The 15,294-nt window shown below is 31.4% G+C and carries 13 protein-coding genes; 9 read left to right on the top strand and 4 right to left on the bottom strand.

Annotated features, from left to right (window positions below; genetic code table 11):
• Positions 1–9 precede the first annotated feature (9 nt).
• From KHA98_RS14575 to KHA98_RS14545, 7 genes are all read left to right on the top strand, one after another.
• Entirely contained in the window at positions 10–1,497 is a 1,488-nt protein-coding gene (locus KHA98_RS14575; protein ID WP_213258653.1) for a GH3 auxin-responsive promoter family protein, read from the top strand.
• Positions 1,498–1,565: 68 nt separating this feature from the next.
• Complete coding sequence (locus KHA98_RS14570) at positions 1,566–2,171, top strand: transposase (RefSeq protein ID WP_213258652.1); 606 nt, start codon at positions 1,566–1,568, stop codon at positions 2,169–2,171.
• A 67-nt stretch (positions 2,172–2,238) separates the two neighbouring features.
• Positions 2,239–3,918 carry a DUF6909 family protein gene (locus KHA98_RS14565; protein WP_213258651.1) on the top strand — a complete coding sequence of 560 codons (1,680 nt, stop codon included), beginning with the start codon at positions 2,239–2,241 and terminating at the stop codon, positions 3,916–3,918.
• Positions 3,919–3,926: 8 nt separating this feature from the next.
• Complete coding sequence (locus KHA98_RS14560) at positions 3,927–4,913, top strand: hypothetical protein (RefSeq protein ID WP_213258650.1); 987 nt, start codon at positions 3,927–3,929, stop codon at positions 4,911–4,913.
• Between the two features lie 7 nt (positions 4,914–4,920).
• Positions 4,921–6,225 carry an oligosaccharide flippase family protein gene (locus tag KHA98_RS14555; protein ID WP_246522350.1) on the top strand — a complete coding sequence of 435 codons (1,305 nt, stop codon included), beginning with the start codon at positions 4,921–4,923 and terminating at the stop codon, positions 6,223–6,225.
• 15 nt (positions 6,226–6,240) lie between these two features.
• Complete coding sequence (locus tag KHA98_RS14550; RefSeq protein WP_213258649.1) at positions 6,241–7,305, top strand: hypothetical protein; 1,065 nt, start codon at positions 6,241–6,243, stop codon at positions 7,303–7,305.
• Between the two features lie 37 nt (positions 7,306–7,342).
• On the top strand, positions 7,343–8,581 hold the full coding sequence (locus KHA98_RS14545) for an O-antigen ligase family protein (RefSeq protein ID WP_246522349.1): 1,239 nt from the start codon (positions 7,343–7,345) through the stop codon (positions 8,579–8,581).
• Here the strand turns inward: KHA98_RS14545 and KHA98_RS14540 are convergent.
• On the bottom strand, positions 8,550–9,626 hold the full coding sequence (locus tag KHA98_RS14540; RefSeq protein WP_213258647.1) for a glycosyltransferase: 1,077 nt from the start codon (positions 9,624–9,626) through the stop codon (positions 8,550–8,552). The two genes, KHA98_RS14545 and KHA98_RS14540, sit on opposite strands and share 32 nt — an antisense overlap.
• Positions 9,627–9,790: 164 nt before the next feature.
• Between KHA98_RS14540 and KHA98_RS14535 the strand changes: the two genes are divergently transcribed.
• Together KHA98_RS14535 and KHA98_RS14530 are read left to right on the top strand one after the other, a co-directional pair.
• The gene (locus KHA98_RS14535; protein WP_213258646.1) at positions 9,791–10,774 is read left to right on the top strand and encodes a UDP-glucuronic acid decarboxylase family protein; all 984 of its coding nucleotides are present in this window, start codon (positions 9,791–9,793) and stop codon (positions 10,772–10,774) included.
• A gap of 27 nt (positions 10,775–10,801) precedes the next feature.
• On the top strand, positions 10,802–12,169 hold the full coding sequence (locus tag KHA98_RS14530; RefSeq protein ID WP_213258645.1) for an undecaprenyl-phosphate glucose phosphotransferase: 1,368 nt from the start codon (positions 10,802–10,804) through the stop codon (positions 12,167–12,169).
• A 60-nt stretch (positions 12,170–12,229) separates the two neighbouring features.
• Here KHA98_RS14530 and KHA98_RS14525 read toward each other — a convergent pair whose 3' ends face one another.
• The 3 genes from KHA98_RS14525 to KHA98_RS14515 form a co-directional block, all read right to left on the bottom strand.
• Positions 12,230–13,420, bottom strand: a complete 1,191-nt coding sequence (locus KHA98_RS14525) for a glycosyltransferase family 4 protein (RefSeq protein WP_213258644.1) — start codon at positions 13,418–13,420, stop codon at positions 12,230–12,232.
• Positions 13,420–14,508, bottom strand: a complete 1,089-nt coding sequence (gene wecB / locus KHA98_RS14520; RefSeq protein WP_213258643.1) for a non-hydrolyzing UDP-N-acetylglucosamine 2-epimerase — start codon at positions 14,506–14,508, stop codon at positions 13,420–13,422. Before wecB ends, KHA98_RS14525 begins: the two co-directional genes overlap by 1 nt.
• 256 nt (positions 14,509–14,764) lie before the next feature.
• Complete coding sequence (locus KHA98_RS14515) at positions 14,765–15,292, bottom strand: ORF6N domain-containing protein (RefSeq protein WP_213258642.1); 528 nt, start codon at positions 15,290–15,292, stop codon at positions 14,765–14,767.
• Between the last annotated feature and the right edge of the window lie 2 nt (positions 15,293–15,294).

Below are 15,294 nucleotides of genomic sequence, written 5' to 3'. Positions count from 1 at the left end.
TCGCAAAAAATGTCAATTAAAGCTATAGCGGCAAAATTGTTTGCCCGTAAAATATACATTCAGACACTTGGTTGGTCGAGTAAACCGGTTGAAACCCAACAGGAAGTTTTTAAAAGCCTGATCAAAAATGCTAACAAAACAGAATTTGGAAAAGATCATCATTTTGGTACCATTAAAACGATTGCCGATTTTCAAAATAATGTTCCAGTACGCGATTATGAAGATTTAAAACCGTATGTTGATAAGGTTAAAATTGGTGAAGAAAATATTCTCTGGAAAGGCAAACCACTTTATTTTGCCAAAACATCCGGAACAACTTCGGGGGCAAAATATATTCCGCTTACCAAAGAGTCAATGCCTTATCATATTGAGGCTGCAAGAAATGCAATCTTACATTATGTTCATGAAACGGGAAAGGCTGATTTTGTCGATGGCAAAATGATTTTCTTGCAAGGAAGTCCTATTTTGACTGAAAAACACGGAATTAATTTTGGGAGACTTTCTGGAATTGTAGCACATTTTGTTCCCAAATATTTGCAGAAAAACAGAATGCCATCCTGGGAAACTAATTGTATTGAAGACTGGGATACTAAAGTAAATGCCATCGTAGCCGAAACGATCACAGAAGATATGTCGGTGATTTCTGGAATTCCTTCCTGGGTTCAGATGTATTTTGAACGTTTACAGGAAAAAAGCGGAGGGAAGAAGATTGGCGAAATATTCAAAAACTTTAATCTGTTTATTTATGGTGGAGTGAATTATGAACCGTATCGCGCCAAATTTGAACAAATGATTGGCAAAAAGGTAGATAGTATCGAATTATTTCCAGCTTCTGAAGGATTTTTTGCTTATCAGGATTCACAGAAAGAAAAAGGAATGCTTTTATTGCTGAATTCTGGTATTTTCTACGAATTCATTAAAGCCGATGAATTCTTTGAAGAAAATCCAAAAAGTTATACAATTGGTGAAGTAGAAATCGGAGTTAATTACGCCTTGATTGTTTCTACAAATGCCGGACTTTGGCGTTATAATATTGGTGATACGGTTAAGTTTACTACTTTATTTCCGCACAGAGTTATTGTTTCAGGACGTATCAAACATTATATTTCCGCTTTTGGAGAACATGTTATTGCCAACGAAGTCGAAAACGCGATGAAAGAAGCAACTTCCGAAACCAATATAGTAATAAACGAATTTACCGTCGCGCCGCAAATCACACCAGCCAGCGGATTACCCTATCATGAATGGCTGATAGAATTTGAAAAAGAGCCCGAAAATCTTCAGGCTTTCGCCGAAGCCATAGACGATTCAATGCGAAAGCAAAACATATATTACGATGATTTAATTACCGGAAATGTGTTACAGAAAGTAGTTGTAACCAAAGTTTCAAAAAACGGTTTTCAAGAATACATGAAATCTCAAGGAAAATTAGGCGGACAAAATAAAATTCCTAGATTGTCGAATAATAGGGATATTGCGGATAATCTTACAAAATAAAGATAATATTTCCAAGATTAAACAGTTATTTATCCAATGAATTTAGACGGATAAGTAAATGAAAATTAATGAGTCAAGGAAAATTTCAAAATAAATACCGTATTTCTTCAATAAGAGCACAATGGTGGGATTATGGTTGGAATGGAGCGTATTTTATAACAATTTGTACACAAGACAGAGTACATTATTTTGGAGAAATTCGAAATAATAAAATGGTTTTATCACAGGTTGGTATTATTGCCGATTTATTGTGGCATCAAATTCCCATGCACCATGATAATGTTGAATTGGGTGATTTTGTGGTTATGCCGAATCATATTCACGGAATTTTGATTATTGATAAACAATTGAATAATATTGATTTGGAAAACGTAAATAATATGAATGACGTTGATGGTGTAGAGACAGGGCATGTCCTGTCTCTATCATCGAACCCAGGTTCGCAACGTTTTCAAAATATTGGAAAAAATACCATTTCGTCTATTGTTGGATCCTACAAATCTGCTGTAACTAAACATGCCAATAGATTAGGATATCCGCATCAATGGCAAAAATTATTTTACGATAATATCATTAGAGACAATAATCAATATCAAAGAATTTCTGATTACATTGTTTCAAATCCAGAAAATTGGACAAAGGATAAATTTAAAAGAGAAGATAAATCAAAATAAAAATAATGTAGTAGATACATGGGATGCCTTGTATTTGCTTACATTTGAGTTTACAAAATAAAACAGAATGAAAGAAACCAAACATATATCAAGATCAAGAGCGCAGGAATCATCTGCAGCTATCGAAAAAATGTACATAACAATGCGCCATTTATTTAACCGTGGTTTTTATAAACCAATGGGAGTTTCTGGTGACAGTTTAAGAGAATCATTATTGGCATTACGTCCGGAAATTTACGGGAATATTGCAGAAGAAAAAGTAGAACTAAACGGACTTTTATACGTAATAGAACGTCTTCCGATAGGAATTGAACAATGTAGATTTATCAATTTAACTTCAGATGAAGGGTATTCTAAATCGCATTTTCAAGCTATAGTTCCTCCAAAAAGAAGAAGAAATTGTTACCGAATAGATGAGGAACAAATGAATGTAGAAATCACACGCGGACGTTCGGACATTTATGATATTCTGACGCATTTGACTTTTATTTTCATAGAATCCCATAAAATTAAAAATAGAGTTTTAGTTGATGATGGAGGTGAAGTTTCTCGAGACTGGCTGAAATTGGAGCAAGCTGTAATGCAAACTAAAAAATTGACTTTAATCGAAAAAGAAAAAGCAATTTCGCATGTAGCTAATATTTTAGGAAGAACGTTCGAAGAGGTTTTGGATATTTACGACGCTTTTGGTTCAGAAAATGCGCCAGATCGTTTCCTGCACGTTATTTATTGGTTAGGAAAATTGGCAATTGAAGAAATTGTTGAAAACAATAAACGTACAATTACATTTAGTCCGGTTTTGCGTGAACGTCTGGGACATCATATTCACGGAGAAATCTGGGCAACTAATATCAAGGAAGTTTTAAAAGCGAATAATCTTTTAAAGCGTCCAATTCACGTTATTAGTGCCAACATGCACAGTGTAATGAACTCGCTTTTTGCAACGCCATTATTAACATCAAAATATAAAAACAAAACAGATTTCTTTATTTATGAAGAATTAAGTAGTTCTGGATCAAAAGAAATCAGAAGTCAGGTTGAAGATTTAGCTCTGAAAAACGGAATGATTTCGCTTCCGGATTGTTCAGGAACCAATATTGACGTTCAGATTTTTGATACTGCTAAAATTGACTGGTCTAAAACGGCATTTTCAAACGCAAATGTAGGCGAAGAAAAACCGGTCATTATTGTAATGGATTATGCTTTTGGCGAGCAGGCTTATGAGACAATCGACGAACTTTTAAAACCATTTAAAAAAGAAACGTTACTGAATGTAAAATCAGTTTCGATTATGGGTAAAGCCGGAATTCTGGAAGGTGGAAAGGGAGATATCATGATCCCAACGGCACATATCAACGAAGGAACGGCAGATAATTACTTCTTCGAAAATGAATTAACAGGGGCAATGTTTGAAGGAAATGACATTGCTGTTTTTGAAGGTGCAATGGTTACCGTTCTAGGAACGTCTTTACAAAACAGAGATTTGCTGAAATTTTTTCACGAATCAACCTGGGGTGTAATTGGTCTGGAAATGGAGGGTTCTTATTACCAAAAAGCGATTCAGTCTGCTTCAAAAATTAGAAAAAGCGTTCCGCACGATATTAAAGTTCGTTACGCGTATTATGCATCAGATAATCCATTGGAAACAGGAAGTACACTGGCTTCCGGCGGACTTGGAACAACTGGTGTTAAACCAACTTATTTGATTACTATTAAAATTTTGGAACAAATTTTCAACGTAAAATAAATTCATAAATGAGTACAAAAGTACCCCAGAATAATTCTGATCAGGAAATTGATATTTTCCAGCTTTCGAAAAGTATCGGCAATTTTTTTGACAGGATAAATTCAATTATTTTTAATTCAATCCAGTTTTTTGTTAGAAACTGGATTATTGTTTTAATTTTAATAATCCTTGGATCTGGATTAGGATGGTATTTGGATTCTAGTAAAAAAACATTTCAAAATGAAGTAATTGTAACTCCAAATTTTGGAAGTGTCGATTATCTTTATTCTAAAATTAATTTAATAGATTCTAAAATTATTTCAGGTGATACTGTTTTCTTAAAGACTGTTGTTGGAATAAAGCACCCAAAAACAATCAAAAAAATTGAAATAAAACCAATTGCCGATGTCTACAAATTTATTGAAGACAAAGAGCAAAATTTTGAGCTTATAAAATTAATGGCTGAAGTTGGTGAAGTCAACAAAGTTTTGGAAGATAATGTAACGAGTAAAAACTATACTTTTCACACTATTTCGTTTGTATCAAACAAAATTACAGACGATAAAGAAATTGTTGAACCCTTGATGAAATATTTGAATAGCTCTGAATATTTTAAAGCGCTTCAAAAAATTGGTTACAAAAATCTGGAGCAGCAAATTGTACAAAATGATACTATTATATATCAAATTGACCAGGTTTTAAACGGCTTTTCGAACACGGTAAAAAACGGATCTAGAAATGACAAGCTAGTTTATTATAATGAAAATACACAGCTGAATGACATTATTAAAACAAAACAGTATTTAATAACAGATCAGGGAAAAAACAGATTAAAACTGGTGAATTATGATAAAGCGATTAAAGAAATTAATACAACTTTAAACATTAATAACACGAAAATTACAAACGGGAATTTTAAAATTTTATTTCCGGTTTTCTTTCTTTTAATTTTTGTTTTAGTTCATTTATTCAAAAAGTTTTATCGTAAACAGCTTTTGAAATCGCAGGTTAAATAACATTCATTTGAAAACGAACAAAATCTTTGAAAGAGTTTCAAAAAATCCATTTATAAAGCAAAGTTTAAGCACTTTGCTGCTGCGAATATTTGGCGTTCTTTTATTGTTTGGTTTCACCGTTTTTTTAACTAAAAACTATACTCCAAAATTGGTTGGACAATATGATTTTATACGATCATTTTTACTGGCTGCAGGATGTATTTGTATGCTTGGTTTTGATCAGTCTATTTTATATTTTAAAGGTTTTTTGGCGAGCCAAAATGCACTTGAACAGCTCAAAAAAATTTATGGTAAAATGGTAATGATGCTTTTGATAGCTTCGATATTGGCTTTCCTTATCATTTTGTGTATTGATAAAAAAACAATAAATAACTATTTTTTAGATGATGAGGTTTATACCCTGCTTTTAAAAGGTGCAGCAACATTATTTTTCTACGGATTATCACTCTTTAATACTGAAGTTTTTAGAGCTTTAGATAAATTATATATCGCAGAGTTATTTAGAAATATCTTAAAATATATTCCGCTTATTGTAGGTTCTATAGTCTTATTTTATTGGCATAAAGAAACTTATTTAGTAGATGTTTTTTTATTGGGATTTGTTGTTTTAGCAATTTTAAGTTCAATTTTTGTTTTCATTTATTTTAATAAAATAGTGGAAGCAGGCACACCGGAAATTTTTTCTAAAAAGGAAATTTTTATAAAATCATATCCAATTGCAATAAGCGGAATGGCAATGTTTTTATTAATGTGTTTTGACATTATGTTTTTAAAAAAATACCGAAACGACGAAGCAGTTGCATTTTATTCTGTTGGAGTAAAAATTATGACCATTGTTTCAGTTATTATTTTGACAGTAAATATTACTGTTTCGGCAAAAATTGCGGAGTTATTTTCGAGCCAAAATATGGCAGAATTAAAGAAAGTTATGAGAAACAGCTCCCGGTTAATTTTCTACATTACCTTTCCGGTAATTTTCTTAATCAGTATTTTTTCAGAACAGGTTTTGTCTTTTTTCGGACATCAGTATATTGTGGCGCAGCAGGCCTTTTTAATTTTAATTATCGGACAAGGAATTTGTTCGTTATTTGGTTCTGCTCCCGTTTATTTAAATATGACCGGAAGACAACATATTTTTCAAATTATATTAGTTGCTGCGGTTGTAATTAATTTTCTTTTAAACCGATTTTTAATTCCAATTTACGGAATGACCGGCGGTGCAATTGCGTACGTTTTGAGTGCTTTTTTTTGGAATTGCATTTCAGCTATTGTTATATATAGAAAAGATAAAATCTTTATTTTTTTACATTAAAAAGCGAGTTTTAATATGAACACCAAAATAAAAAAAAGTAAAGCAGCATTTTTACTGATTGCAGCGGCAAATTTGCTTGTTGCAGTGCTTACTTTTTTTATTTTACCGCCTAAGTTTTTTTATGATGCGGCTATTATAGCTTACGATAAGGGAAATGAAATTGGTTATTTTGGTAGCTATCCACTTTCAATTTTACTATACAAAATTTCAGGACTGCGTTATTTACCATTTCCTATTATTGCCTTGATTCAGTTTCCTGTTTTAATGTATATTTTATATAAAATCGGCATTCCGGATCAGTTTGAAAAAATAAACGTTAAGAATGTATTGGTTTATATGGGAATCTTAATGATTGCCATTTTTATGTCAATGCCTTCAAAGGAATTTATCACTTTTTTATATGTCTCACCAATTGTTTTTATGTGTATAAATCAAGAGATTTCTTTAAAGAAAACGATCTGGTACTCTATACTTTTATTATTAATTTTTGGAGTGTTTTTTAGACCCTATTATCTTTTAATTCCTGTTATTGGCGTTGGTATGTATTTGTTAAGTTTAATGACTTTTAAAAACAAAACCATAACCACCATATTTTATGGTTTATTGATTGCTGTTTTTTTATCCTTTAGCCATGGAGTTTTAAAAGGGAAATACCTTTCTGAGATTAGCAGGGAAGTAGTAAACAGCGATCGGGTTGGCTCTTCAGATGCCAATTCTATAATAATTTCACCAATAGAAACTAATACATGGTATGGAGAAACGATAGGTATCTTTTATGGCTTTTTTACTGTAAATATTCCAATAAACGGTTTAAAACATATTCTATCTCCCCAAATTATTATTTTTATAATCTGGCAGCTGCTGTTATTTTATATTTTACTGGTACGTTTTGCTAAATGTCTGACAAATAGAAAAAGATACTCCAAAGAGCTTTTGGTGCTGCTTATTATTTTTGCTTTTTTTATCGTACAAGGAGTTTTTGAGCCGGATTTAGGAACCGCTGTAAGACACAAAATAGGTGTTTTTCCTTTAATTTATTTTGCTTTATATTATGAATCTTTCCGAAAAGAACTTCAATAGAATTTTTCATATTTTCTTGTGCCTGATAGCGGTTACCATGATTTTCAGAAAACCATGTACATTGCTTATCATTTTATTTGGCGTTTTTAATTTGATTTTTGTTCGGAAATTAAAATTTGACAAGACAGCATTTATTTTAGTGGTTTGTATTGCGTCTCCACTTTTACTTGAAATTTTACTTTTTTGGGCTAATGATTCTTTTTCCAAAGGATTTAAATCGCTTGAAAAGAATATTTCTTTGTTATTGTTTCCGGTTTTTATTATTGGAAATTATCAGCGTATCTATTTTTTTAAATTATTGCAGACTTATTCTGCCGTAACCGCAGCAATAATATTATTTTTTTTCATCAGGTTTAATGTTGTTTATCCCGAATTGATGCAGAAATATTTAAGCGGAATTGATTTGTTTGAAATGGGATATAAATTCTCAGAAACGCTTGGTATTCATGCCCCGGCCTTAAATATGCATTTGGCATTTGTATCCGTTTGTGCACTTTATTTTGTTTTTTACAGCTTTAGGAACAATGAAAAATTGGGCTTAAAGGTAGTTAGGCTTACCGTTTTTGTTTTGTCTTTCTTTTTTGTTCTTTTTGTGAATACCAGAATGGCATTGTTAAATGTATTGGCAGGTTTTTTAATTGTGATATTTTTTGAAATCAGCGCTAGAATCAATATTAGAAAAATGATTTTAACGAGTACAATTGCCTTGATTTTGCTGGGCGTAACGTTGTTTTTCTTCGTTCAGAAAAATCCGTATATGAAAGAGAAGTATACTTCGACTACATTTGCTTATATGGATAAAGTGGGCAAATTAGATGAAATTGATCATCCAGAAATAAAGGTTTATAATTCACTGGTAACAAGAGTTTCTATTTGGAAATCGGCTTGGGAATTGTCGGTAAAAAATCTTCCTTTTGGTGTTGGAGCAGCAGATAGTAAACCGGAATTAAATAAATATTTTGCCGAAACTAATCAGTATTTTTTAGCCAAATACAAACTTCCTACGCACAATCAGTTTCTTGATTTTTTACTAAAATTTGGAATTCTGGGTCCTATAGTGGCTTTGTTTTATATCTTCACGATTGGATATTTGGGTTATGATCTTAAAAATGCGATTATATTTTCATTCTTTTTCATCTTTTTTGCCTCAAACTTAACAGACGATTTTCTCCTTCGTTTTGATGGCATTGCTTTCAGCGGATTATGGTTTTCAATTTTTGCCAGTTATTGGATGCAAAAGAAATCTATTCCAAATACAGCTCCTGAAGTTGTTTAAAATTTTGATTGATATCGAATAATTCCTGGCATCTTTTGAATGCTTTTTCTCCAAAAGTTACTCTGGTATTTGGATCTTTTAGAGTTTCAAAATAATTTTCTAACTCGCTTATATCATCAAAAAGAAATCCGGTTTCATTTAGGATTACAATGTCTTTATTCCCCACAATATTCGTCGCAATTACTGGTTTTTCCAAAACCATAGCTTCAAGAACGGCAATTGGTAATCCTTCCCAAAGAGAAGTCTGAAGATAAATGTCAATTTCATTTAAAGCATTTAAAACGACATTTTTATCTAAAATCCAACCAGTGATTTGAATATTTGGAGCTGTAATAAGATGTTTTAACTCCCCATCTCCAATCCATATAAAATTGAAATTGGGAAAACGAAGCGCAATTTCATTAAATAGTTCGGGATTTCTTGCAGCAGTAATTCTGCCCAAAATACCAATTGTAAGTTTTGAGTTTTGATGAGGTAAAAAATACTGACGTATTTCTGTTATGTCAACCCCATTTCTAATGAGTTTTGAAGCCCCGATTTTTTTACCAATTTCAAATTCTGTATCACCACAAGCAATGGTTGTTCCGCCAAAAACTTGCTGAAAACTCTTCTCAATTGTGAAATAAAGGTTTTGTGATGCTTTTGAAATATCGGTTCTTAAAAAGGCATAACCGTGAGGGGTATAAAAAACTTTCTTTTTTTTTAATAAGGCAAAAGCAGCTATTCTCCCCAAAACTCCTGCTTTTGAAGAATGCAGATGAATAATATCCGGATTGATTTTTTTGAGTTCACGGTTTAATTTATAAAGTGATTTTAAATCCTTAAACAGCGAAATTTCGCGAACCATACTTATATGCAGTAATTGAACTCCGGTAGAAAATTCTTTCTGTACTTTTGCGGGATTTACCCCGTTTCGATGACCACTGTAAATGATTGTCGTGTCGACAGTTTTACGTATTTCTTCACTTCCAAAGAACCATGAAAGATCTTTAAAATAAGTATAAACGCCACCTTCTAGTGCTTCAACAACATGTACAACTTTCAAAACAGATAAATTTAGTTCAGTAAAAGTAAAATAAACCAATTAATATTAAATAAAAAACAAATCTCTCTTTTACTTCAAGTTTTAGTCATTTCAAAGGCCGTATATTTTATTACATTTGTGCATATTTGCAGAGATTATCAAAAACAAAAGGTCAAAAAATCATTATGAAAAGAATACTTATTACCGGAGCAGCGGGTTTTTTAGGATCACATTTGTGCGATCGTTTTATCAAAGAAGGCTATTATGTTATTGGAATGGATAATTTGATAACAGGAGATCTTAAAAATATTGAGCATTTATTCAAACTGGAACATTTTGAGTTTTATCATCATGATATTACCAAATTTGTTCATGTTCCAGGTGATTTAGATTATATTTTGCATTTTGCATCTCCTGCAAGTCCTATAGATTATTTAAAAATTCCAATTCAGACTTTAAAAGTTGGATCACTTGGAACTCATAATTTATTAGGTTTGGCACGCGTGAAAAAAGCCAGAATTTTAATTGCATCGACTTCTGAAGTATATGGAGATCCATTAGTACATCCTCAAACCGAAGAATACTACGGAAACGTAAATACAATTGGGCCAAGAGGCGTTTATGATGAAGCAAAACGTTTTCAGGAATCTATAACCATGGCGTATCATACTTTTCATGGTGTAGAAACCAGAATTGTGCGTATTTTTAATACTTACGGACCAAGAATGCGACTAAATGATGGTCGTGTTATTCCAGCTTTTATTGGTCAGGCATTGCGTGGGGAAGATTTAACGATTTTTGGAGACGGAATGCAAACGCGTTCTTTCTGTTATGTTGATGATCAGGTGGAAGGAATTTATAGATTATTACATTCAGATTATGTTTATCCGGTAAATATTGGAAATCCTGATGAAATAACAATTAAAGATTTTGCCGAAGAAATTATAAAACTTACAGGAACGAATCAAAAAGTAGTTTATCATCCTTTACCAATAAATGATCCATTACAGCGTCAGCCGGATACAACAAAGGCTAAAGAATTGTTAGGTTGGGAAGCAAAAGTAAACCGTTCTGAAGGAATGAAAATTACGTACGATTATTTTAGATCACTTTCTAAAGAAGAACTTTCTAAAGAGGAGCATAAAGATTTCTCAAGTTACATAAAATAAGGTTATTTTTTAGCATTAAAAGCAATTATGACCAGATCTCAAATAGGAAGATACTCCAAATATATCAGGCCAATTAGTATTTTAATTGATCTGATAATTATTGTTGTAATAAGTTTTTTGCTGTTTAGTGAGCTGGTTTCAGATATTCTTTTATTGCTTTTTTATCAAATTGTTAGTTGGGGTTTAATCGCTTACAGCATAAAATTTTATGCTATTTATCGATTTACAACACCAATCGAAATTGCATCTAAAATTCTGAAACAAGGAATTTTGTTTTTATTAACCGTAGTTGCATTTTTTCCGTTTTCGAGAGAAGCAATTTTTAGTGAAACAACTATTGCTGTTTTTATTTCTTTGATCCTTCTGTTTATTACTATTTTTAAGTTTTCGCTCTTTTTTTATTTAAAAGAATACCGAATACTAACAGGCAGTAATTATAGAAATGCTGTTATCATTGGTTTTACTCCCGAAGCAATTCGTTTAAAAGATCTTTTTGAAACAAGAAAAGATTACGGATATCGTTTCCTGGGATATTTTTCGGATAAAAAAACGAATCAAAATATTACTGGGAAATTATCAGATTTAAAACCATTTATAGTTGAAAATGAGGTAGATGAAATCTACTGTTCTTTAAATGAGGTATCCAACAATTATTTGAAAGATCTGATTGATTTTGCCGATGAGAATAACAAAACAATTAAATTTATTCCCGACACAAAAGAGATTTTTTCCAAAAATCTAAGAATAGATTATTATGATTTTTTTCCGGTACTTTCATTAAAACAAACGTTACTGAATGAGCCAGCTATAAAGTTTTTTAAACGTTTTTTTGACATTGTTTTTTCCTTTTTTATACTAGTTTTTTTGCTGTCATGGCTATATCCAATTTTAGCAATTTTAATAAAATTAGAGTCTAAAGGCCCTGTGCTTTTTAAACAAGGAAGACCTGGAATGGATGAAAATGAATTTGTATGTTATAAATTCCGTTCAATGAAGATTAATAAAACAACAGAAAAAGAAGCCTCAAAAGATGATCCGAGAGTTACAATTGTTGGGAGATTTATGAGAAAAACCAGCATCGACGAATTGCCGCAATTTATTAATGTTTTACTAGGAGATATGTCTGTTGTGGGGCCAAGGCCACATCTGTGGGTACAAAACAAGGAGTACGGAAATAAAGTAAAAAAATACATGATGCGTCACTGTGTTAAGCCAGGGATTACAGGATTGGCACAGGTAAGTGGTTTCAGAGGCGAAATTAAGATGGAAAGAGATATGATAAACCGAATAAAATTTGACGTTTTTTATATCGAAAACTGGTCACTGATTCTGGATCTGAAAATAATTTTTCAAACAGTAATAAATATTTTTAAAGGAGATCAAAAAGCATATTAATTTCAGTTTTAAGAACAATATTTAATGACTGAAAGACTAATGATATTTGTTCTACGTCAATTAAAAAGCATTATTTTCAATTAGTTCTTTTATTTGTGTGTTGAGATTAAAATGATTTTTTGCGTGAGTTAAAATAGTATTTTTCATCTTTTGAATATCATTTTTTCCCAGTTCAGAAATTTGTAACAAAGTCGTATTCAAAGCTTTGAAATCTTCAACAGGAACGACCCATCCTAACTTGTTTTCTTCAACAATATTTTCTCCTTCGCCACCTCCAAAATAAAGAACAGGGAAGCCTAAAGCACTGTATTCAAATATTTTTGAAGGTACAGAACCGTAAATTCGGGTTTTAAGCGGAACAAGTGCAATGTCTAAATTTTTTAATTTTTCATGTAGAATGTTTCGTTCTAACATTCCATAGAAAATTATTTTTTTGTTTGGGTTTTGTTGGAGATATTTTTCAATCTGATTTTTTTCAGCACCATCTCCAAAAACATGCAGTTCTACATTGAGATTTTCTAAATTTAATTGTTGAATAAGTTCAAAAACACCTTGTGCAACCCCCAGTAATCCTGCGTAGAATAATTTTACGGGTTCATTAGAATTCTCTTTTTCTTGTAAAGAATCTTCAATAAAATGATCGGGATAATTACGATATAAAAAGCACTTTTTTTGAGGAAATATAGAATGTATATGAGTAATTATTTCGTTTGACTGACCAAAAATATGAGTTGATTTTTTATAAATAAAACGCTCAATAAAGAGTAAAAATTTATGTGAAATACTATTTTTCTTTAATACTTCAAGTTCAATGGCAGCTGTTGGCCATAGATCGGAAACATTTAAAATGATAGTTTTTCTTTTGAGCCAAAGTACAGAAACAGAAATAAATGAGAGTAATAATGGAGGTGATTGTACAATAACTTTTTTAGGGGTTTTGGCAAACAGCAAATAAAAAAATAAAGTGGTCGAGAATGATAAGATTGAAATAATTCTTTTAAAAATGTTAGGACTATTGCTGGGATAAATCCATAGTCGTTTTAAAGTAATATTTTTAATCTTTTCAGTAACAGAAAATCGCCCTTTATACTCTGGAAATAATTCCCCTTTTGGATAGTTGGGCAAAGGAGAAATTACCGAAACCTCATATCCATTTTGATTTAATTTCAGTGCAAGTTGTTCAATTCGGTTGGCTGCCGCACCTTTTTCGGGTGGATAATAATTAGATATAATTAAAATGTCATTTCTCATTATTTTTTATCCAGTAAAATTGAAATAATTCTTTCCGATGCTTTTCCGTCCCATAATTCAGGGATACCACTTTTTCTAGGTCCATTTTGTAAAAACTGACCAAATACTTTTTCTAAATTTTCTAATAAAGTTCCTACAATGGTGTTAGATCCAATAGTTTCTGTTTCAGGTCTTTCTGTATTATCACGCATTGTAAAACATGGAATCCCCAAAACGGTAGTCTCTTCAGAAATTCCCCCGCTGTCTGTAATGACCGCAAAACTATTTTTAATTAAAAACATGAAGTTTAAATAACCCTGGGGAGAAACAAAAGAGATATTTTTGAATTCAATTTGACTTTCACTCAAAATTGCTTGAGTTCTTGGATGGATAGGGAAGATTATCTTTTTATCATTGACTAATAAATCAATTCCTTGAAGTAATTTTATTAGCGAAGATACTTCATCAACATTAGCAGGACGATGTAAAGTTAAAATGATATAATTTTTCTCCTTTAATTGATGTTCGTTCCAAAAATCTGGAGCAGAAATTCTATTGATATTTTGATATAAAGTGTCGATCATGACATTGCCCACAAAGTGAACATTTTCAGGATCTGAGCCCAATTTTAGTAAATTTTCTGAAGCCGACGGGGAGGTTGTAAAAAAGTAATCAGTTATACTATCCGTTAGCATTCTATTAATTTCTTCAGGCATTGATAAATCTCCGGATCGAATTCCTGCTTCAACATGTGCCACTTTTGTATGGCATTTTTTTGCTACTATAGAACATGCCATCGTCGAATTTACATCTCCTACAACCAAAACCAAATCAGTTGGATTTTCAATTAATTCTTTTTCAAAAGCAATCATAATGGCTGCAGTCTGTTCTGCTTGAGAACCACTTTTTACCTCGAGATTAATATTTGGTTTAGGGATATTTAATTCTTCAAAAAAAGTATCGCTTAAATTCTTGTCATAATGTTGACCTGTATGAACTAAACGAAATGAGATATCAAAACCTTCATTTTGTTTGTCTTTTATTGCATTAATAATGGGTGCTATTTTTATAAAATTTGGTCTTGCACCTGCAATTATCGTAATTTTCATAGATTGGTTTCAATAATTTAAGGAAAAACTTCTTTCAGATTTCTTTCGGCAAATGTAAAGTTTAAATTGGATTTTAGATAGTTTAGAATATTTTCTTAATGTTTTAAATTTTATTTTTTTGAACTTGATATACAATGAAGGCTTAAAAGTTGGAGTTCACAATTTGCGACCTCCAACTTTTGAATATTTATAGAAACTTGAGGTCACAAATTGTGACTTCAAGTTTTTTAAGGCCGCAATTTGCGACCTTAAAAAATTACTTTTTATACCCAATTTTTATTCTTTCGGTTTCATTTTCTTTCTTCTCAGTTAATTCATCCAAATAAGAAAATACCAATTCTATATTTTTATCATGATTCTCTAACTTCTTCTGAATCTGAAGAATATCAATTTTAATTTCAGTTGTGTCCAAAAGCATTTGTCTCACTTTCGTGAAAATTCTCATAATTTGAATATTAGTTTGAGTGGCTTTATCACTTTTTAAGACACTTGAAAGCATTAAAACGCCATGTTCAGTGAATGCAGTAGGTAGATGCCTCAAACCCATTTTTTCAGAATTGGAAATCACAATTTGTGATTTCCAATTTTCGAATTCGGATCTATTAAGTTCAAACATAAAGTCTTCGGGAAATCGTGATATATTCCTTTTAACAGCTTGTTTTAGAATTCTTGTTTCAACACCATAAAGTGTGGCCAAATCACGATCAAGCATTACTTTTTGTCCACGAATAAAATATATTTTATTAGAAATTGTTTCTTCAGAAAGTAAAGAATGATCGTCCATAA

Origin of the sequence: Flavobacterium branchiicola, assembly GCF_018383905.1 — a bacterium.
Taxonomy (GTDB): Bacteria; Bacteroidota; Bacteroidia; order Flavobacteriales; family Flavobacteriaceae; genus Flavobacterium; species Flavobacterium branchiicola.
The sequence above is the reverse complement of the archived record's forward strand: the minus strand, read 5'-3'. Positions and strand labels throughout refer to the sequence as shown.

Coding starts and splice junctions, on each gene's coding strand:
- KHA98_RS14575 (WP_213258653.1), top strand. CDS start 10: ATGTCAATTAAAGCTATAGCGGCAAAATTGTTTGCCCGTAAAATATAC.
- KHA98_RS14570 (WP_213258652.1), top strand. CDS start 1,566: ATGAGTCAAGGAAAATTTCAAAATAAATACCGTATTTCTTCAATAAGA.
- KHA98_RS14565 (WP_213258651.1), top strand. CDS start 2,239: ATGAAAGAAACCAAACATATATCAAGATCAAGAGCGCAGGAATCATCT.
- KHA98_RS14560 (WP_213258650.1), top strand. CDS start 3,927: ATGAGTACAAAAGTACCCCAGAATAATTCTGATCAGGAAATTGATATT.
- KHA98_RS14550 (WP_213258649.1), top strand. CDS start 6,241: ATGAACACCAAAATAAAAAAAAGTAAAGCAGCATTTTTACTGATTGCA.
- KHA98_RS14545 (WP_246522349.1), top strand. CDS start 7,343: ATGATTTTCAGAAAACCATGTACATTGCTTATCATTTTATTTGGCGTT.
- KHA98_RS14535 (WP_213258646.1), top strand. CDS start 9,791: ATGAAAAGAATACTTATTACCGGAGCAGCGGGTTTTTTAGGATCACAT.
- KHA98_RS14530 (WP_213258645.1), top strand. CDS start 10,802: ATGACCAGATCTCAAATAGGAAGATACTCCAAATATATCAGGCCAATT.
- KHA98_RS14525 (WP_213258644.1), bottom strand. CDS start 13,420: ATGAGAAATGACATTTTAATTATATCTAATTATTATCCACCCGAAAAA.
- wecB (WP_213258643.1), bottom strand. CDS start 14,508: ATGAAAATTACGATAATTGCAGGTGCAAGACCAAATTTTATAAAAATA.
- KHA98_RS14515 (WP_213258642.1), bottom strand. CDS start 15,292: ATGGACGATCATTCTTTACTTTCTGAAGAAACAATTTCTAATAAAATA.